Annotated in this window: 26 protein-coding genes, 1 tRNA gene and 1 pseudogene; 15 read left to right on the top strand and 13 right to left on the bottom strand. The window is 70.4% G+C overall.

Annotated features, from left to right (window positions below; genetic code table 11):
- Nucleotides 1-166: 166 nt before the first annotated feature.
- Both ABD220_RS18010 and ABD220_RS03025 read left to right on the top strand, forming a co-directional pair.
- Nucleotides 167-457, top strand: a pseudogene (locus ABD220_RS18010) (hypothetical protein); the annotation flags it as partial.
- Between the two features lie 50 nt (nt 458-507).
- Nucleotides 508-645, top strand: coding sequence for a hypothetical protein (locus ABD220_RS03025; RefSeq protein ID WP_344119702.1), 138 nt, complete (start codon nt 508-510; stop codon nt 643-645).
- Nucleotides 646-920: 275 nt separating this feature from the next.
- On the opposite strand, the gene ABD220_RS03020 is transcribed toward ABD220_RS03025, so the two are convergent.
- On the bottom strand, nt 921-1,340 hold the full coding sequence (locus ABD220_RS03020; RefSeq protein WP_344119701.1) for a hypothetical protein: 420 nt from the start codon (nt 1,338-1,340) through the stop codon (nt 921-923).
- Nucleotides 1,341-1,577: 237 nt separating this feature from the next.
- Between ABD220_RS03020 and ABD220_RS03015 the strand changes: the two genes are divergently transcribed.
- The 4 genes from ABD220_RS03015 (at nt 1,578) to ABD220_RS03000 (ending at nt 3,390) form a co-directional block, all read left to right on the top strand.
- Nucleotides 1,578-2,033, top strand: a complete 456-nt coding sequence (locus ABD220_RS03015) for a hypothetical protein (protein WP_344119699.1) — start codon at nt 1,578-1,580, stop codon at nt 2,031-2,033.
- A gap of 68 nt (nt 2,034-2,101) precedes the next feature.
- Nucleotides 2,102-2,317, top strand: a complete 216-nt coding sequence (locus ABD220_RS03010; protein ID WP_344119697.1) for a hypothetical protein — start codon at nt 2,102-2,104, stop codon at nt 2,315-2,317.
- Nucleotides 2,314-2,553, top strand: coding sequence for a hypothetical protein (locus ABD220_RS03005; RefSeq protein ID WP_344119695.1), 240 nt, complete (start codon nt 2,314-2,316; stop codon nt 2,551-2,553). Before ABD220_RS03010 ends, ABD220_RS03005 begins: the two co-directional genes overlap by 4 nt.
- 372 nt (nt 2,554-2,925) lie before the next feature.
- On the top strand, nt 2,926-3,390 hold the full coding sequence (locus tag ABD220_RS03000; RefSeq protein ID WP_344119693.1) for an ester cyclase: 465 nt from the start codon (nt 2,926-2,928) through the stop codon (nt 3,388-3,390).
- A gap of 55 nt (nt 3,391-3,445) precedes the next feature.
- On the opposite strand, the gene ABD220_RS02995 is transcribed toward ABD220_RS03000, so the two are convergent.
- Nucleotides 3,446-3,829, bottom strand: coding sequence for a hypothetical protein (locus ABD220_RS02995; RefSeq protein WP_344119692.1), 384 nt, complete (start codon nt 3,827-3,829; stop codon nt 3,446-3,448).
- Between the two features lie 120 nt (nt 3,830-3,949).
- Here ABD220_RS02995 and ABD220_RS02990 point away from each other — a divergent pair, with 120 nt between their 5' ends.
- The gene (locus tag ABD220_RS02990) at nt 3,950-4,204 is read left to right on the top strand and encodes a hypothetical protein (protein WP_344119691.1); all 255 of its coding nucleotides are present in this window, start codon (nt 3,950-3,952) and stop codon (nt 4,202-4,204) included.
- A complete protein-coding gene (locus ABD220_RS02985) occupies nt 4,201-4,398 on the top strand; it encodes a hypothetical protein (RefSeq protein WP_344119689.1) in 198 nt (65 codons plus the stop codon). The genes ABD220_RS02990 and ABD220_RS02985 overlap by 4 nt, the downstream gene beginning before the upstream one ends.
- A gap of 3 nt (nt 4,399-4,401) precedes the next feature.
- Here ABD220_RS02985 and ABD220_RS02980 read toward each other — a convergent pair whose 3' ends face one another.
- A complete protein-coding gene (locus ABD220_RS02980; protein ID WP_344119687.1) occupies nt 4,402-4,911 on the bottom strand; it encodes a hypothetical protein in 510 nt (169 codons plus the stop codon).
- Between the two features lie 422 nt (nt 4,912-5,333).
- Here ABD220_RS02980 and ABD220_RS02975 point away from each other — a divergent pair, with 422 nt between their 5' ends.
- Complete coding sequence (locus ABD220_RS02975) at nt 5,334-6,416, top strand: alpha/beta fold hydrolase (RefSeq protein WP_344119685.1); 1,083 nt, start codon at nt 5,334-5,336, stop codon at nt 6,414-6,416.
- 20 nt (nt 6,417-6,436) lie between these two features.
- On the opposite strand, the gene ABD220_RS02970 is transcribed toward ABD220_RS02975, so the two are convergent.
- The 3 genes from ABD220_RS02970 to ABD220_RS02960 all read right to left on the bottom strand — a co-directional run bounded on the left by ABD220_RS02970 (nt 6,437) and on the right by ABD220_RS02960 (nt 7,698).
- On the bottom strand, nt 6,437-6,649 hold the full coding sequence (locus tag ABD220_RS02970) for a hypothetical protein (protein ID WP_344119684.1): 213 nt from the start codon (nt 6,647-6,649) through the stop codon (nt 6,437-6,439).
- A 283-nt stretch (nt 6,650-6,932) separates the two neighbouring features.
- Complete coding sequence (locus ABD220_RS02965) at nt 6,933-7,193, bottom strand: hypothetical protein (protein WP_344119682.1); 261 nt, start codon at nt 7,191-7,193, stop codon at nt 6,933-6,935.
- Nucleotides 7,194-7,518: 325 nt separating this feature from the next.
- Complete coding sequence (locus ABD220_RS02960; protein WP_344119680.1) at nt 7,519-7,698, bottom strand: helicase associated domain-containing protein; 180 nt, start codon at nt 7,696-7,698, stop codon at nt 7,519-7,521.
- 237 nt (nt 7,699-7,935) lie between these two features.
- Here ABD220_RS02960 and ABD220_RS02955 point away from each other — a divergent pair, with 237 nt between their 5' ends.
- Entirely contained in the window at nt 7,936-8,664 is a 729-nt protein-coding gene (locus ABD220_RS02955; RefSeq protein ID WP_344119678.1) for a hypothetical protein, read from the top strand.
- Nucleotides 8,665-8,671: 7 nt separating this feature from the next.
- On the opposite strand, the gene ABD220_RS02950 is transcribed toward ABD220_RS02955, so the two are convergent.
- Both ABD220_RS02950 and ABD220_RS02945 read right to left on the bottom strand, forming a co-directional pair.
- Nucleotides 8,672-8,902, bottom strand: a complete 231-nt coding sequence (locus ABD220_RS02950) for a hypothetical protein (RefSeq protein ID WP_344119676.1) — start codon at nt 8,900-8,902, stop codon at nt 8,672-8,674.
- Nucleotides 8,899-9,075 carry a hypothetical protein gene (locus ABD220_RS02945; RefSeq protein ID WP_344119675.1) on the bottom strand — a complete coding sequence of 59 codons (177 nt, stop codon included), beginning with the start codon at nt 9,073-9,075 and terminating at the stop codon, nt 8,899-8,901. The genes ABD220_RS02950 and ABD220_RS02945 overlap by 4 nt, the downstream gene beginning before the upstream one ends.
- Before the next feature lie 119 nt (nt 9,076-9,194).
- Here ABD220_RS02945 and ABD220_RS02940 point away from each other — a divergent pair, with 119 nt between their 5' ends.
- The 3 genes from ABD220_RS02940 to ABD220_RS02930 all read left to right on the top strand — a co-directional run bounded on the left by ABD220_RS02940 (nt 9,195) and on the right by ABD220_RS02930 (nt 10,820).
- On the top strand, nt 9,195-9,731 hold the full coding sequence (locus tag ABD220_RS02940; RefSeq protein WP_344119674.1) for a hypothetical protein: 537 nt from the start codon (nt 9,195-9,197) through the stop codon (nt 9,729-9,731).
- Nucleotides 9,732-9,926: 195 nt separating this feature from the next.
- Complete coding sequence (locus ABD220_RS02935) at nt 9,927-10,496, top strand: dihydrofolate reductase family protein (RefSeq protein ID WP_344119672.1); 570 nt, start codon at nt 9,927-9,929, stop codon at nt 10,494-10,496.
- A 93-nt stretch (nt 10,497-10,589) separates the two neighbouring features.
- On the top strand, nt 10,590-10,820 hold the full coding sequence (locus tag ABD220_RS02930) for a hypothetical protein (protein ID WP_344119670.1): 231 nt from the start codon (nt 10,590-10,592) through the stop codon (nt 10,818-10,820).
- Here the strand turns inward: ABD220_RS02930 and ABD220_RS02925 are convergent.
- From ABD220_RS02925 to ABD220_RS02915, 3 genes are all read right to left on the bottom strand, one after another.
- Nucleotides 10,817-11,068, bottom strand: coding sequence for a hypothetical protein (locus tag ABD220_RS02925; protein WP_344119669.1), 252 nt, complete (start codon nt 11,066-11,068; stop codon nt 10,817-10,819). The genes ABD220_RS02930 and ABD220_RS02925 overlap by 4 nt on opposite strands.
- A gap of 108 nt (nt 11,069-11,176) precedes the next feature.
- Nucleotides 11,177-11,683 (bottom strand): YdbT family protein, encoded by a 507-nt coding sequence (locus ABD220_RS02920; RefSeq protein ID WP_344119667.1) that lies wholly within the window; start codon nt 11,681-11,683, stop codon nt 11,177-11,179.
- A gap of 553 nt (nt 11,684-12,236) precedes the next feature.
- Nucleotides 12,237-12,310 (bottom strand) — tRNA-Leu (locus tag ABD220_RS02915).
- Between the two features lie 286 nt (nt 12,311-12,596).
- Here ABD220_RS02915 and ABD220_RS02910 point away from each other — a divergent pair.
- On the top strand, nt 12,597-12,842 hold the full coding sequence (locus ABD220_RS02910) for a hypothetical protein (RefSeq protein WP_344119666.1): 246 nt from the start codon (nt 12,597-12,599) through the stop codon (nt 12,840-12,842).
- A 145-nt stretch (nt 12,843-12,987) separates the two neighbouring features.
- Nucleotides 12,988-13,656 (top strand): hypothetical protein, encoded by a 669-nt coding sequence (locus ABD220_RS02905; RefSeq protein WP_344119664.1) that lies wholly within the window; start codon nt 12,988-12,990, stop codon nt 13,654-13,656.
- A gap of 120 nt (nt 13,657-13,776) precedes the next feature.
- Here the strand turns inward: ABD220_RS02905 and ABD220_RS02900 are convergent, their stop codons facing one another.
- Both ABD220_RS02900 and ABD220_RS02895 read right to left on the bottom strand, forming a co-directional pair.
- Complete coding sequence (locus ABD220_RS02900; protein ID WP_344119662.1) at nt 13,777-15,186, bottom strand: NAD(P)/FAD-dependent oxidoreductase; 1,410 nt, start codon at nt 15,184-15,186, stop codon at nt 13,777-13,779.
- A gap of 75 nt (nt 15,187-15,261) precedes the next feature.
- A complete protein-coding gene (locus ABD220_RS02895; protein WP_344119660.1) occupies nt 15,262-16,719 on the bottom strand; it encodes a S8 family serine peptidase in 1,458 nt (485 codons plus the stop codon).
- Nucleotides 16,720-16,741: the final 22 nt, after the last annotated feature.

The following is a 16,741-nucleotide window of genomic DNA, read 5'->3' as shown; positions in this document are numbered from 1 at the left end:
ACGAGGAGCCCGTTCCTCATCTCATCGACGCACCCGCGCCAAGAACCTCATGCCCCACAACAACTAGCTCCACTTCCAGCAGCTCGGTAGGCCCCTCACCCAGCAATCCACCGTCGAGGCAGGGGACCACCATCCCGTCGAACAGTGTGTCCTTCACCGCGGGGCGTTGCACCTACTGGAGAAGCTCTGTACGTCACGAGAACGATACCGAGCCCGGGAGAGGGAGGGCGCGCAGGCACCACAACCGAATCCGGCGGCACGCAAGCCGTCTCGAGGATCAGTCCACATTGGCGCCCACCATCTTGAGTGCGACTTTGTCGACGAGGCCCAGGTCCTCACCCCCGTCCAGGTCGAAGGTCTGTTCCTGATTACCGTGGAAGCCAACGTCCCGGTGATGGCCTACGGGCTGCGCACCGACTTCCGCATTGAGCCCCTCCCTGGGGTCGCCGGGTTGCTGGCGCAGGCGTCGAGGAGATCAAGACGATCTGCCGGTGAGCGCCCAAGGCCATGTACAACGCCCGCTTCGTGGATGGGACGATCACCGCCGACGGTCCCCAGGTCGCCGTGGACGGCGCCAACACCCGCGAGGCCTATGAGGCGCTGTGCGGGGCGCGCTACATCACCGCGCTCAAGCTCGAGGTCTGACGCCGCCGCTGGGCACCCGTGCCCACCAGCTGGCCGAGACGCAGAACTGATGACTCACCACATCGAAGAGCGCCAGTACTTCCCCGATGGCTGCTCCCCCGATGACACGGACGCCTCGAGCTTCATGGCCTCCGTCGTCCACCGTGGTCGTCGGCCCGATCCTCGGTACGGCCGCCATCGCGGGTGGGCACATGAGCCTTGCCCACGCCCGGGCCATGGATGCCCGCCGCGGGAGGCCGCCGGCGGTCGCTGGCCCCGGATGAGGAGCTGGGGCGTCAGAACAGCGTGGGGTGGTTCGGGTCGACGTCATGGACCAGTTGGCGGATGAGTCCTTGATCCCAGCCGTGCTGCTTGAGCTGCTCGCGCAGGTGCCGGGACCGGGAGGTGCGTTCGGCGCGGCTGCGCCTCCGCCACCGCGCGGCGTTCGGCGAAGGCATCCGTCCCATGAGCACCCGGTCCTTCATGTTCTCCGGGGCGGTGCCGAGCAGCAAATGGGTGTTCGGCTGGAGGGAGGCTCGCACGCACAGCGGCACATCGCACCAGTGCAGGGCGGTCTGGTCCTCGATCGCCTCCAGGCCGCCGTGGACGCTGGCCAGGGCGAAGCGGTGAGCGGAGACGACCTTCTGGCCGGCGGGGGTGTTGAACCAGTACCGGCCGTACCCGTCGTCGCTGATGGACCCATCCACAACCAGCACGCATCGGTAGGCGGCCCTGGAGCACGTGGGCGTAGAACCGTTCCACATCGACCGGGTTCACGGCATCCTTCTCTGCACCCCAGAGCAACCATCGGCTCAGCGGCCGCGGTCTTCTCCTGCTGCCGAGTGTGGCACGCCCTCCGCCCCGCGACACTCAGGTCCACCCATAAGGGGCCAGACAGGGGCGGGCGACCCGTGGCACGATGCGTGAACGACGACGTCGAGCGAGGAGCGCCCGTGAAACCGAGGTCGAGCATGCTGGGGATGACGCTGCTCGTGGCGTTCACCGTGGCGACCTGCGCGGAAGCGGAGCCGGCCCAGAGCCAGGACGACATCTACCAGCAGGAACAGGCGCCCGCCGATGTACTGCCCTCGCACATCGCCAATGGCGCCGAGGTCCAGAACTGGGACGAGGAAAGCTCAAGGCTGCTGGCTTCCCACGACGGGCACCAGTTCTTCCTGCTGCGCTCGACCACCGAGGGCAACTGCCTGGTGAGCGTTGACCAGACCCCGCCGCAGACGTGGGTCGCCGCGTGCTCGCCCAGCGGCCGGATCGGCATGAGCGGTCCCGCCGGGGTGCGGGCAGAGCTGGATCTCGAGGGCTTCGACGAGGACGTCCCGCCGCTGGAGGGTTGGTCCCGCCCAGTACCGGAGCTCCAGGTGCTCGTGCCCCGCAGCGCGGACCGACCGTAGCTGGACCCGCCAGCCGCACGGGCGCGTGGCACGATGCGCGGACCGCCACAACGAGCACGGGAGACACGATGGGCCAGGACAGGCAGCTGCGCGGGCACCTGATCGCGATGCTCGTCGGCGCGGCACTCCTGGTGTTGGCCCAGCTCGGGTCCTGGCCGCCGGAGACCCACTTCGAGCGGGCTCTGACCGGGCTCGCCGTGGCCGCTGTGCTCATCGCCGTCGGCCTCACGCTCTACGAGTGGCGGCAGGACCGGCGCCGCCGCGGAAGGGATAGCCAGCGATGACTGAGAAACTGTCACGGCTCGAACGGACATGGTGGTCAGCCGTGCTGATCGATGTGCTGAGCACCTTCGTGATCGTCATCGTCGGACTGCTCTACGGATGGGACGTGGCTGCCCTGCTCGGCGTGGTGGTTCTTCCCCTGGGCGTGTGGTGGAAGCTCGGCCCGTTCTGGACCCGGGAACAGAGATTACGGATCCGCCGGCGGGCCCAGCAGCGCGCCGGCGACCGACAGGCGTAGGCCGCGTCGAGGCCGCAGTGGGGTACGTGGCGTTCTTGGCCCTGATGCTCGCCCTGTGTGTCTGGCTCGGTTTCGAAGAGCTCCTGAGCGCTTGGTTCACCGCCGTCGCCTGTCTCATCGTCTCGGTCGTCCAGCAAGACAGGGGAGCCCACCGGCAACGACAGGACTAGCCGGCGCAGCGGAACACCCTGGGCTCCGTGGTGGGCCGCGGAGCGGTCATCGGCAGGGAGCGCCGTCATGTGCCCACCGTGGGTCACGAGCCTGCGACGATGCGACCGGATCTCTTGGTGCCGCGGCCAGCCGGTGCCTACCGTCGAGTGCCGGCCCTGCCGCACGGGAGGGGGTCGGTGCCCACCAGAAGCGGAGGTCACCATGAGCGACACCCATACGTCCGTCGTCGGACCGGTCCCCAGTGCGGGCGGAGACCGCCGAGAGCAGGTAGAACAAGTCATCGCGGTCCTCAACGCCCACGATGCCGCAGGGGTTGCCTCCACCTATGCCCCGGACGCCATCGTCTACACCGCTGCCTCACCGGAGCCGGTGAGCGGACGAGCAGCTATCCAGCAGGACTTCCAGCAATGGATCACGGCGATGCCGGACATGACGGTGGAGATCGAAGAGCTGCTGGTCGATGGCCCCGCAGCAGCGATGCGACTGCTGTTCGTGGGCACGCACACCGGACCGCTGACGACTCCCTTGGGGGTGGTTGAGCCCACCGGCCGACGGGTGGTCGTGCCCATGGCGGTGTTCAACCGGCACGACGAGAGCGGAACGACCGAGGTCGAGCACCGCTACCTCGACATGATGACCATGGTCCAGCAGCTCGGCCTCATCTGACTTCGAGGGTGGCGAACGCCCGGGGCTCCGTGCTGGGGCACCGGGGAAGCTGCACTCAGACCGCTCCGGAGGCGCGGATCTCGGCCGGCTCCTTGTCGGTGATGTCGCCGTCGAAGTCGAAGAGGGCGTCCTGGATGTCGAAGCGGGCGACGATCAGCGGGTGACCGTTGCGGGCGCCGCAGCACTCGTAGTCCAGCTGGAACGGTGCGGGGCAGTCCTCGAAGATGCGGCGGGCGATCATGCCCTCCTCACCGTTCTCCTCGCGGCCGCGGGCGGCGAACAGGTCTGGCAGGGGGATCTCCACGATGGCGACGAGCACCCCGTCTGGCCCGGCCACCTCGGTGGCCTCCTCGACCGTGTAGTGCTTCTCCGGCGGGGTGAGGCCGAGTGCTGCGGCGTGGGCGCTGAGGGTGTCGGGGTCGGGTTCCGTGTTGTCCATGCCGGATGTGTGGGCGGCCGGTGCAGCTGGGCGGGGTGGTCACCCGAAGTGGGTCTGCCGCCGGCGTCGGCGCCCGTGGCACGATGCCCGGACGGTGTCGGGTGGGCCGGGGGAGCGCGCATGGTGGTCGAGGTCGTCGGAACCGTTTCCGGCGCGCAACGGTTCCGACAGGCGCAGCGCAGTCTGGCCGTGGCGCTGGTCTCGCTGACGATCGGCATGCTCATCCTCTGGCCCTACCAGGAGGCACACCGGTCGGTGGCGGGCTTTGTGGCGACCCTGCTGTGGACGCTGGCGGCGATCGCCCTGTCGTCCACGATGATGGCCGGGTCCGACGAGGAGCCCGACGACGAAGTCGCCGGCGAAGGCGCGCTGTGAGGGGCGTCGTGCTCGGGATCCGCGCAGGGACGGCCGTGGTGGCGCTGGGCCTGTGGATCATCTGGATGTCCCGCAGGGTGTTCCCGATCTGGATCGTGCCGGCGGCCGTCGCGGTCCTCATCGGGCGCCCGGTCTTCGAGTGGTTCGAGTGGCGCGTGAGGACGTACGAGCGGGACCGTCGGAACGAGGAGTAGCACTCAGTCCAGCAGCATCCCGGCCGGCATCTGCCCGACGTCACCCAGCACCCCGAAGAAGAACACTCGGACCAGCAGCACCAGCACCGGACCGATCAGGCCCAGCGCCAGGATCCAGGACCGTGCGCGGAACATCTCGGCGTAGATCTCTGCGGTCTCACCGCGAGCAGCACCGATCCGCCGGTCCCGGTGCGCTTGGTCGGCCGTCTTCTCCGCCATGAACCGCGCCTGGGCGTAGAAGACCGCGCACACGACCAGGGCAGCGACCGGAGCGACGTGGCGAAGACCGACGGGTTGGCTGACGTGGAGGACCTGGGTCATCAGCATCACCGTGAACACCACGCTCATCGCCAGGATCGCCACATGGAAGGACGTCACCGCCAGCGAGGCGGCGACCTTCGGGGCCTCCTGCGGACCGGACGCCAGCCGTGCCGCGATCGGTCTCCGCGCCAGGGTGAGCACGATGTTGGCTGTCACCACGATGAACACCGGAACCATGACGGCGATGCCCACGGGCAATTCCTTCCAGGTTGCCCGGCGGCGATCACCACCGGCACACCTCAGCCCAGAAGTTGCCGCCGCGAACCGCTGTCCGCACTGCTGCGGTCTACCCGATCAGTCGCCGAGGATGTCCGCGGACCGCGGTGCGGCTGCTCGCCGACGTCGGCTTCGACGTCTTGGCCCCCCGCCACGGCCCCGCACTACGCGTGTCTACGGCCAGCGCCTGCGCATCCACTGGGACGTCTCGGCCCCGTGGGGAAGGGGCCGAGTCACTTCTTGCTCGTGCACGCCCGCCCACCGGCTGATCCCCGGCGGGCGTTCTCGACTTCGGAGCTCACCTCGCCAGTCGTCACGATGATCCATGTCGTTGCTGCGCCGAGAGGTCCTGCTTACGCTCGCGCCAAGCACCTGTCCCCTTGCCCTTGGAGCACGGCATGGCCTCGCACCGCCACCCGGATCAGGAATCAACGGGCACCGACCCGACCGCGCACACCGGTCGGCCAAGACGCCCCCGGTGGCGTCGTCTTGCACGCTTTACCGGGTTCGCGGCTCTGGGCCTCCTGGTGCTGGTGCTCGTCTCGGCAGGACTCAACTTCGCCCTGACCCAGTACGAGCGCACCAGCACGGATCCGTACGGCCGGCGGGTGGCGGTGGACGGGGGCTCGGTCAACGTCGTGGACGACGCCGCGGACGGGCCCACCGTCGTGCTGCTCAGTGGGCTGGGCACCCCGGCCCCGGCACTGGACTTCGCCCCGCTGGTGCGGGAGCTCGACGGGTACCGCGTGGTGGTGGTCGAGGGGTTCGGCTACGGGTATTCGAACATGACCGCCCCGGAGCGGACCGTCGAGAACGTCTCCCAGGAGCTCCACGCCGCCCTGAAGGCCGCAGGGGTCGAGGCGCCGTACGTGCTGGGTGGCCACTCCTTGGCCGGGTTCTACATCCTCGACTACGTCAACCGGTATCCCGAGGAGGTCTCCGCGGTGGTCGGCGTCGACACCACCGTGCCCGCCTTCGCCGCGGATCAGGACCACGCATCGGCAGCTGAGGGCGGGGGTGTCCCGTGGGACCGGCTGGCCTCCTCCACCGGGCTGGTCCGCTGGGTCCTGCTGGCGGCCCCCGATCTCGCCCTGCCGGCAGACACCGCCCACACCTCCGAGGAGCGGGAGCTGATCAACCGGATGACGGTCTGGAACTTCACCAACCCGGCGGTCACCGACGAGACCCGGCGGATCGGGGACAACGCCCAGCAGCTGGAAGAGGTGGGGTTCCCGGCAGATCTGCCGGTGCTGGTGCTCCTCGCCCAGGACACCGTGGACAATTCCCCCGGCTGGCTAGCCTCCCACGAGAAACAGCTGCAGGGTGTGAACGACCACGAGCTCGTCGTCCTCGACGGCGGTCACTACCTGCACTGGACCCGCTCCCCCGAGATCGCCGCGAGGATCACCGGGTTCCTCGACGAGCAGGACGTCGCTGCCCAGGACGGAGCCGGCATCGCGGCACCGGCGTCTGCGGGCTGAGCGCACGGCCCCTGCCCGGCTCAGAGCGCCGGCACGAGCCCGCTCCACAGCAGCGGCAGCCCGCGCAGGTTCAGGTACTGGTCGATCGTGGTCACCGACGGTTCCGTCCGGTCGTCGCCGTCCTCCCACAGCGCGTCGCACTCGTCGCAGACCAGGATGATCTCGTTCGTGGCGTTCACCCGCCAGGGGCTGATGACTCCGTTGTCGCAGCACGGGCACTCGGTGGGGTTCATGGCGACTCCTTCCTTCGGATCGACCGGTCCCCGGCGACTGCCGCCGGGGCGTTCACTGGATCGACCGAGGACCCCGCCGCGCTGGGGCTGCAGCGCTCACGAGGTCCTCGGGTGATCAGATTGTGCACCGGCACACCCCGGTGGTGGAAGTGTCCTCACAGAGCCGCCAGCGTCCATCGGCGTGACGGGGTGCGCATCGGCCGCGGCACGTCCTCCAGGTCGGCCAGCAGTCGCTGACCGAGCACCGACAGGGTCCGGTCGTCCCGGGCCGCCCTGGCACGTCTCAGCGCCCCGTACAGGGCGGCGTCGGAGCGGTGTTGACGATCTTGCCGATGACCGCCTGGTGCTCGAGCATCGCCACCAGGGCGACCTCGTGGCGACGGTTGGTGATCCGCTCGGCCAGGCGGGACAGCAGGACGTGATCGCCGTGCCCAGCATCGGCCAGCACCTCGGCCCGCCACCCGGCCAGCATCCGCTGCCGGGCGTCCTTGGAGGACCGCGACGGCACCCGCAGGTCAATGTAGCCGAACCGGACCACGGCCACCGTCGCGGATTCCTCCGCGCTCCTGCGCCTGGGCCGGCACCACGATGTCCTTCACCTCCGCCCTTCGACTCCGGGGAGGGCGGGCGCCGGTAGCTCTTGGCGAACTGCTCCAGCTCCGCCAGTTTCTCCCGGCAGTTCCCGCCCGGGGCCGCCACCCGGCACTGCGCGCGGGCCGCGGAGATCTTCGCGAGCGTGGCCGGGTCCTGATGCTCCTTGGCCCACTCCCACAGCGACTGCTCCCGCTCCACGCTGGTGCCCGGCATCGGGGCCCGCATGTGCTGGGTGCAGAACTTCTGGTAGTCCTCCAGATCGTTGACCGGCCCGGTCATCGTGCCGCTGTCCAGCAGCTCGCGCACGGCATCGCCGGTGAGGTCTCGGCGTTCATGTGCTTGGCGACCCACTCGCCCAGCGACCGCTCTTCCTGCTGACCGGTGCGGCGCGACGGGGCCCGGCCGTGTGCTGCGACGAAGGCCCGCAGCTGCTCGAGGCGCTCGGGGGCGCTCATGAATACCATGTGTGCGGACTGCGTGCTAGCGCGAACACGCTGCCGGACGTTGGACGCAGAGATCCTGCGCACGCTTCTCTTGGCGCAGGCCGGCATCTGAACGCAGCCAAGTGCCGGCAGTAGAGTCACCCCATGGGGGACCTGCTGTACGAATGGATGAACGAGAAGCAAGCCGGCGAGGCATTGGCCGAGTACCTCGCTGAACTCCCACCGTCACTCGCACACCTTCACGCAGCGATGACCAGCCACGGCCTCGATCCCGCGAAGATGCTCGACGGATCGCTGGACTCCGTCGCACCGCTGTGGGCGTGGCTCACCAACCGGTTCGCTGAGCTCGGCGTCGACCCGAGGACGCTGGATAAGGACCCGACCAAGGCCGCCTGGCCCAGCTGGACCCGCCACGGGATGCTGGTGGACCCGCACCCGCCGGCCGAGACGCTGGCGCTGGTGAACGGGTTCGCCGCCTACCTGGCGCAAGTCATCACCGCGGCCGTGCCCGAGGCGGTCTGGGCGACCGGTCACCACCGCATCAACGACTTCCCCCTGCTCCACCGTCCAGTCCTCGCCGCTGCCGAGCACCAAGTCTTCCTGCCCGGCCTGCCGATCTACAGCGCCTACCAGACCGCCCACGGCCGAGACGCGATGAACGGGACGGAGATGCGCGCGCACGTCGAGCGCACGATCACCGCACTGCGCGGTGAAGGCCCGGAGGCGGCCACCGCCGAGGAGCCGCTGGTCACCGTGGTCGCCGAGGTGGACTGCTTCGACGTCGGGCTGCGCGAGGACCTCGCGCAGCAGCACCCGGCTCTGGTCGAGTGGCTGATCGCCGAGCTCACCGACCGCGGCGGCGTCATCTCGGTCCACCGCTACGGGCCCGCCGCGCTGGTCGTGGACGTGCCGTCCTGGGACGAGCTGCGACTGCGGATGTGGCTGACCCTGTGGCTGCAGCGCCACCTGCCACGCTGAACCGGAGCTACTGCCTCCGCGCCGCCACGTGCTTCCGGCGCCGGGTGTTCCGCACGCGACCCATCCACGTCCCGATGAGCGCGCCGATGGCGGAGAGGGTCACCAGCAGCACGTTGTCGGTGTACACCGCGAACCAGATCAACACTGGGATTGCGATGAGGGCGAGGACGGCTTCGCGTTCGGTCCGACGCGTCTGGACCGACTTCGACGCCCGGTGCCGCGGGGTCCTCGCGTTCACCGATCCTCCTCGCGCCGCTGCTCGCGGGCGAGCAGCACCACGGCGATCACCATCAAGACGGCGCCGACGATCATGGGCCACCAGTGCTGCCTGCCGTCGACGAGCTGAACGACGCCTGTCACCAGCATGACCGCCGCTGCCATCGCGGAGATCCACCGCCCCTGCTTCAGCACGTCGCTTCCCTTCCCCCATGGTCCCCCGGTCCTCGCATCCTGGCACCCCGGTCATCGCGCCGTCGTTCCCCTCTTGTGGCCCGAGCGGTGCGCTGACGCCGGCCGGTAGCGTCACCGCCATGGACCATCCCGCCCAGCGCACCAACGAGGTGCCCGTGCCGACGGCCGGGCAGGTCCTCGTGCGCACGCTGCCCGTGGCATCCGTGTTGATCCTCGGCATGCCGCTGGCCATCCAGCTCGTGCTGGACGAGTCCGGTGAGACGCGGACCATCTGGTGGCTGGTGCCGCTGCTGGCGGTGTTCGGACTGGCCGTGCTCGTCCACCACTACGCCAAGGCGCCACGTCCCGGGTTCGACAAGCGAGTCGGCCAGGCGCAGTGGAAGCAGGTGTTCGCCGCAGTCGCGAAGACCGGGGATCTACCGGGACACCCTGACGTGCGGAAGGCGGTCGGCGTCGTTGCCTGCCTCAGCATCGAGGCGCTCGTGGGAGCAGTCGCCATCGTCATAGCCTTCCTGCTCTGCGCCCCGATCGCCCCGGCGTACCCGTGGCTGGCTGCACTGGGGGGCCCAGCGCTGCTCACCGTCGTCTACGCCCTCCGGGCCCGCCGCTCCTGGGTCTACCTGCGCACCCTGCACGCCGCCGAGCCCACCGGCTGACGACCCGCTGCACCGAAGCGCGGGGCTCTGCTTGCTCCGCTTCCGCATCCAGTCGGTCGGTTTCCCGGGCGCGACGATCCTCCGCCACAATCCGCCCCAAGGGCGTGAGCGTACTGTCTGCGACGTAGCCTGGGACCGGCTTGACGTCGGGGAACCCGTGGACGATTCGCGCGCCCCGTGATCGGAGGAGGCCCCGTGGGACGGGTGATCGTAGAGCAGATTGTCAGCGCCGATGGGTACACCGCCCGCACCGACGGAGACATCTCGTGGTTCGAGACCGCGGACTTCTCCGAGACCGAGGACGATCAGCTCCAGATGCTGAGCCGAGTCGAGGCGATCGTGCTCGGGGCCACCACCTACCGCATGTTCGCCGCCTACTGGCCCGGTGCCGACGGGTCAGCCGAACGGATCGCGGGACCGATCAACGCCCTGCCCAAGCACATCATCTCCACCACATTGAAGGAAGCGCCCTGGGGCTCGTTCACGCCGGCGATCGTGGAGCGCGGAGACGGGGCGCAGATCGCGGCCGAGCTGAGCCGGCGCTACACCGGGGACCTGGTGGTGTGGGGCAGCCTGATGCTCACGGACGCCTTGTTCGCGGCCGGCCTCGTGGACGTCCTGCGTCTACGGATCGTTCCGGTGCTGATCGGCACCGAGCGACCCTTGGCACCCACGGTGCGCGGTGACACCACGCTGGAGCTGGCCTCCGCCCTCTCCTTCCCCCATGGCCACGTGCGCACGGAGTACCACCTCGCCCGCAGCTAGGCCTCGGTCCCAGGCATGGCATCATCGTCGGCGCCGGTGTCCGGGCAGCTGACGTGCTCCACGCTCGTGGAACGCACACCCACAGGAGGCGCGATGACCAAGGGTCGAGCTCCGATCAGCGGGACCATCGCCATCGCCTGCGGCCTGCTGTTCGTCACCGCCGTGGTGCTCGCGCTGATGGACGTGCTGTCGTGGTTCACGGTGGCGAGCACGCTGTCGACTTTCGTGATCACGGTGCTCATCTGGCGGCGCTTCCAGGTCAGCGACCTCGAGTACCGACAGCGCCTGGAGCGCCTGGACGAGCGACTGGGCCGAGAGTCCTAGCGACCAGCCCGGTGGCCGCTCCGGACCCGTGGCAGCTTCATCGTATGCCGCACGTCGAGCGCGATGCCGGCCACTCCGGCGAGCAGGGCCGCGGTGATGAACTCGATGTCGCCGAAGAAGATCGCCGCGGCGAACAGCACGGCCGTGAGCAGAGCGAAGCTCGTGCGCGTGATCGTGCGGGTGGTCGTCGACGTCGTCGGTTGCTGGGCGTGGGGTGCTTGAGTGTTCATCTCTCCCGACTGTGTCACCGTCTCCTGTGCTCCGCCTGTTGCCGTGCCCTGCATGCCCTAGCCAGCGTCCCGCGCACTCGTCGCGGCGCCTGGTAGGGCAGGTGTGCTCCACCCCGCGCAGTGCCTTCAGCGGTCGGTGTGCTTCGGGTCTGCAGCCGGCTTCTCCATGACGTGCTGGCGCTGACGCTGGATCGCCCCGGCCACCCGGTAGGACTCCTCGGCCGAGACCACCACCGACTCAGCCGCTGTGCTGATGCGCACGCTGGGCCCGCCCATCAGGTAACCGGTGGCACCGTCCCCCAGGCGGCGCCGCCCGATCCGCCACCACGGGGTGCGCGGCCCAACGGCGACCTCGGTGATCTGCTCGTACGGGATCTCCACGGTGCGCCGACCCAGTCGGATGCGTACGGCTTGATCCTCCAGCCGGAGGGCAACCGACTGGTACACCAGCCGCCAGAAAACGACGAAGCCGCCGATGTAGATGAGCACACCCCACAGGTTCCACGGCCCGCCCGGCACAGAGTCGAGCGCCGTGAAGATCACCACGATGGCTGTGATGCCGATGGCGATCTGGAGACCCAACGGAAGGGCCTTGGTGAACTGCGGCGTCTCCTGCTCCGTGCGATCGGCCATGCCTCATGATCACCGATGGCATCGCCGGGGAGAAGGCCCGGCGCCCGGTAGGGCAGATGTCCCGCGCCGGTCATCGAGCACGAAGTGCTCCCCTGCGCGCGGCCGTCAGGTCGTGCTGGTCGCCGCGGTAGCGGAGGTGTGACAGGTGTCGAGGTGAGGTGGTGACGGGTGGTGGCGATGTTGATGGGAGGGGGAGGTTGGGCGCGGGCGGGGCGCGATGAAGAAGGGTGTTGGTGAGAGGAATGGTCGAGGTGTGGGGCAGCCCGTAGGGCATCACGCTCGCGCTTCCCGACTCGGCGCTGGCGCGCCTCCTCGCTCGAGCTCGTGGGTCTCTGCCGGCCTCCGACTCCCTACTCCCTGAACTCGTCTCTGCTCTGACCTGTCGGCTGGGAGGGGCGGATCGAGTGACGGTGGCAACCGGAGTCCGCACCCCACTGGACCGCACGCCGCCCTCAGTGCAGATTTCGTGTCTAAATCGGAGGAAGAATGGCGGATCGGGTACCGGTAACGGCAAGTGACTCGTCCAGTTCCCGCGGATTTCCAGGATTTTCGGTGCCCCCAGTCAGACTCGAACTGACACTGAGCGGATTTTAAGTCCGCTGCCTCTGCCGATTGGGCTATGGGGGCCGGTCCCGGCCGCGTCACCGGGTCGCCGCCCACCTTATCTCCTCACCTCGGTCCCCACCCGGACGGGCCCGCGCTCCGGGCAGGAGCCGGTCCTGTCGGCCGGACCCGGGATCCAGTAGTCTGGCACGGTGGTCGAGCAGCCGGCCGCGACATCGTCGCACACGCAGGAGGCTGCCCTCGTGGACCACCCCGTTCCCCTTTCCCCCGGACGAACTCCGGCCGGCGCGAGTATCCCGGCGCCCGCCCCTCGCCGGTGCACCCCGATCGCGCGCCGGACGGCGGCGGCATGAGCGAGGTCGTGGCCCCGCCCATCAGCCGGACCTACCTGGCGCCCGATGCCCCGTTCCCGGTCGACCTCACCGAGCTGTCCCTGGCCGAGCTGCACGTCCTCCACAGCAAGGTCGGCCGCCAGCTCGAGCGGGAGTACCTTGCCGGCGCGGCCGGCGCCCACCCGGTCACCCTCGAGCGCCACCAGGAACTCACCGTGGAGCTCGACGCCCGCGAGATCGTCCGCCCCGGGCACACCTCGTGACCCACGGCGGGGCCGGCGCCCCCGGGCACGTCCGCGCCACCGAAGTGCAAATCATGCAAAGCACTGGCCAGGCGGCGCCCGGCGACCTAGCCTGGGAAACGGTCGAGCAGCCGGCCGCATCGTGTCCGGTCGAAGGGTTGCCCTCATGAAGTCCCAGCTCGCCCCCTCCCCCTCCCGTGCGCCCGCGTCGGCGCTCTCGGCGCCCGGCACGTTCCTGGCTCCTGCGGACCCGTTCCCCTCGGCCCTCGCGGAGCTGGACCTGAACGAGCTGCAGGTGCTGCACAGCCGCATCTGCCGCCAGCTCGAGCACGAGTACCTCACCGCCCCGGACGGACCCCACCCGGTGACGCAGGACCGCTGCCAGGAACTGGTGGCCGAGTTCGACGTCCGCCAGGCCTTCCTCGCCCCGCCGCTTCCCCACGCCGAGAACGCTCCCGGGCGAGCGCCGGCTTCCCGCAGGAAGGAGGACCGCGGTGCTGACCCGCTCGCCCGCACCGAAGCGGGTCCCGGCCGCGCGCCGGCTCCCCGCACCGGGACGACGCCCGGGCCTGGACCGGCGCCTGCCCCGGTGCCGCCGACGCCCCGGAGTGCCGGCGGCACCACCGGCGCCGTGATCCACGACCTGGCCCAGGTGCGCCCCGGGGACCCGATCGAGGTGTGGCAGCGAGGCGTCCTGCGCTGCCGGGGCACCATCGAGGAGGTCAGCCCGGCGCTGGGCGTGGCCTGGCTGCTCGAGGCCGGGGACGGATACCGGCGGATGTTCCACGCCCACGACGGCGAACTGCGCCGGCACCTGTCCCCCGACGGCTCCTGACCGCTCCGGCACCCCGGGCCCGGCGAGGGCACAGGGAGTCCGCGACCCCGCGGCCCCTCAGACGGCTCGACCCCGCCGCGGCACGCGGCCGGGACGGGGTCGAGCGGAGAACGGGTCGGATCAGAGGTTGGCCTTGCGCGGGGCGGGCGCTTGGCCGGCCGCGACCTGGAACCGCGTGCGCGGGTCCCGTTCGTGGCGCAGCGTGGTGATGTCCCGGCCGAAGACGAAGTTCAGGGCCCACTCGGTGAAGACGCGGGCCTTGCGGTCCACGGTGGGGATCGCGTAGCCGTGGTAGAGCCGGTGCATCGCCCACGCGGCGACGCCGGAGAACTCGAGACCCTTCTCCGGCAGGCCCGGCAGGTTCTTGATGCTGGCCACGCCCTTGTACAGGCCGAGCCCGGCGACCGCGCCGAGGTTCTCGTGGTAGTAGTCCTCGAGCGGCTTGCCCGCGCGGGCGGCCAGGATGTTCTTGGCCATCGTGTGCGCCTGACGCACCGCGTGCTGGGCGTTGGGCACGCAGAACCCGCCGACTCCCGCGCCCGTGAGGTCCGGCACCGCCGCGACGTCGCCGGCGGCCCAGGCACCCTCGAGGGGACCGTCGTCGCCGGTGATCCGCAGGTCGGCACCGGTCCGGACGCGGCCGCGCTGGTCCAGCGGGAAGTCCGTGCTCCTGACGAGCGGGTTGGCCTGCACGCCCGCGGTCCAGATGAGCGTGTCGGTGTCGAACTCGCCGGCCGAGGACTTGTCCTGCATGTTGACGAGCTTGAGGTGCTTGTCCACGGCGGAATCCAGCGACGTGTTGAGCAGCACCTCGATGCCGCGGCTGCGCAGGTGGGCCACGACCTTCTCCGCGCGGTCCTCGGAGACCTCCGGCATGATCCGGCCCATGGCCTCGATGAGCACGAAGCGCAGGTCCGAGACCTGGAGCCGCTCGTTGCGCTGGACGGCGCTGCGGGCCATGTCCTCGATCTCGGCGATCGTCTCGGTGCCGGCGTAGCCGCCGCCGACCACCACGAAGGTCAGCGCCCGGCGCTTGACGTCCTCGTCGGAGGTGAGGGAGGCGACCTCGATGCGCTCGAGCACCCAGTTGCGCACCGCCAGGGCCTCCTCGATGGTCTTGAGCCCGATGCCGTTCTCGGCGAGCCCCTCGATCGGGAAGGCGCGGGTGACGGAGCCGCCGGCGATGACGATCTCGTCGTAGGTCAGCTCGAAGGTCTCGCCCTCGTCGATGCCCTTGACGGTGGCGGTGCGGTTCGCGTGGTCGACCCCGAGCACGTGTCCGGCGACGATCTCGCTGTCCTTGAGGTGCTGACGGTGGGGCACCACCGCGCTGCGGGCGGAGATGTTGCCGCCGGCCACCTCGGGCAGGAAGGGGAGGTACATCATGTACGGGTTGGGGTCCACGACGGTGACGATCCCGCCGGAGTTCTTGATCCGCTTCTGCAGTTCCTGCGCCACGGTGAAGCCGACGTAGCCGCCGCCGACGATCAGAAGGCGCGGACGGTCCTTGGCCAGTTGAGTGAAAGACATGCCCCCGAGTCTACTCAGAACGCTGTCGATATCACTTCCGGCGGAGGCCGCCCGCACCGTGTTCCCGCCCACGGTTCAGGCCCCGCCGCCGGTGCCCCCGTCCGGGTCGGCGGCCACGATGCGGCGGATGTGGACCACGGCACCCGCCGTGAGGCCCAGCACGAGCAGCCCGAAGCCTGCGAGCACCACCACGGGCAGCAGCCCGGTCTCGTCGATCGGGGCGACGGGCTCGGGCGGGGCGACCTCCGCCTCGACCTCCTCCGTGACCGGCGCCGGGCTCTCGGTGGGGCCCGTCGTGGGGGTCGCGGCCGCGGTCCTGCGGTGCACCCGGACCCACTGCTCCATGCTGCCGAGCGGGTTGCGGTCGACCTCGGGGACGTCCTCCGTGAGCGCGGCCTCGACATCCAGCACCCCGTAGCCGTAGAGCGGGTCCTTGCCCGGCGCCCCGGTGTCCCGGGCGGTGGAGACGATGCGGTTCGCGATCTGGGCGGAGCTCATCTGCGGCCACTTGGCCTTGATCAGCGCCGCGGTGCCGGCCACGACGGGGGCGGACGCCGAGGTCCCGGCCCACGAGGCGTAGCGGTCGCCGGGGATGGCGCCCACCATGTCCTCGGACGGGCCGGCCACCGCGATCGAGATGCCCTGCGAGGAGGACTCCCAGCTCGCCTCCCCGGTGCGGCCCACGCCGCCCACGGTGAGCACACCGGGGATGGTGGCGGGGGCACCGACCTGCACGAGCCCCGACCCCCGGTTCCCGGCGGAGGCGACGACGAGCACGTCCTTCTCCTCGGCGTAGAGGAACGCCTCGTCCCAGCTCTCGGGCCACGAGGTGGCGTTGGAGCCCACCGACATGTTGATGACGTCCGCGCCGTTGTCCACGGCCCATCGGACGGCGTCCGGGAGCTGCTCGTCGACGCTGCGGACCTCCGGGCTCTCGTCGCCCAGCCACGTGGACACGGCGAGCACCTCGGCGTCCGGGGCCACGCCGACAATGCCGGCGGGCCGGCCGGGGTCGTCGTCGTCCCGCCCGCCCGGGGGCACGTGCCCGCGGCCCGCGGCCACGGACGCCACCAGCGTCCCGTGCTCGGGCTCGGTGCCGAGGCCCTCCTGGCCGTCGTCGGCGCCGCCGCCCGAGACGTCGGTGCCGCCCACCACGGCGCCCTCCAGGTCCTGGTGCGAACCGTCCACCCCGGTGTCGATGACGGCGATCCGCACGCCCTTCCCCGTGGACTCCTCCCAGGCCTCGCGCACGCCGTACTCGTCCAGCCAGTACTGGAGAGGGCGGATCCCGTCCTCGGCGATGCGGGAGGTGTCCGGGGCGCGGGTGGCGCCCTCGCTGGGCACGGGCGCCACGCTGACGGGGTCCTCGAGCGGAATGCTCGGGGCGGGCCCCGGGGGACGGGCCTGCGCGGGCCCCGTTCCGGGCAGGGCCAGCGCCGCCACGCCGACCACGGCCGAGGCCGCGCCCACCGCGGCCCACCGGGTGAGGGGGCGGTGGTGCGGGGGGCGGCGGAGGGGGGCGCTGGAAGACATGTGTCCTTCCGGGTCGGGGGGG

It is taken from the genome of Kocuria aegyptia (assembly GCF_039530085.1).
Taxonomy (GTDB): domain Bacteria; phylum Actinomycetota; class Actinomycetes; order Actinomycetales; family Micrococcaceae; genus Kocuria; species Kocuria aegyptia.
The sequence above is the reverse complement of the archived record's forward strand: the minus strand, read 5'-3'. Positions and strand labels throughout refer to the sequence as shown.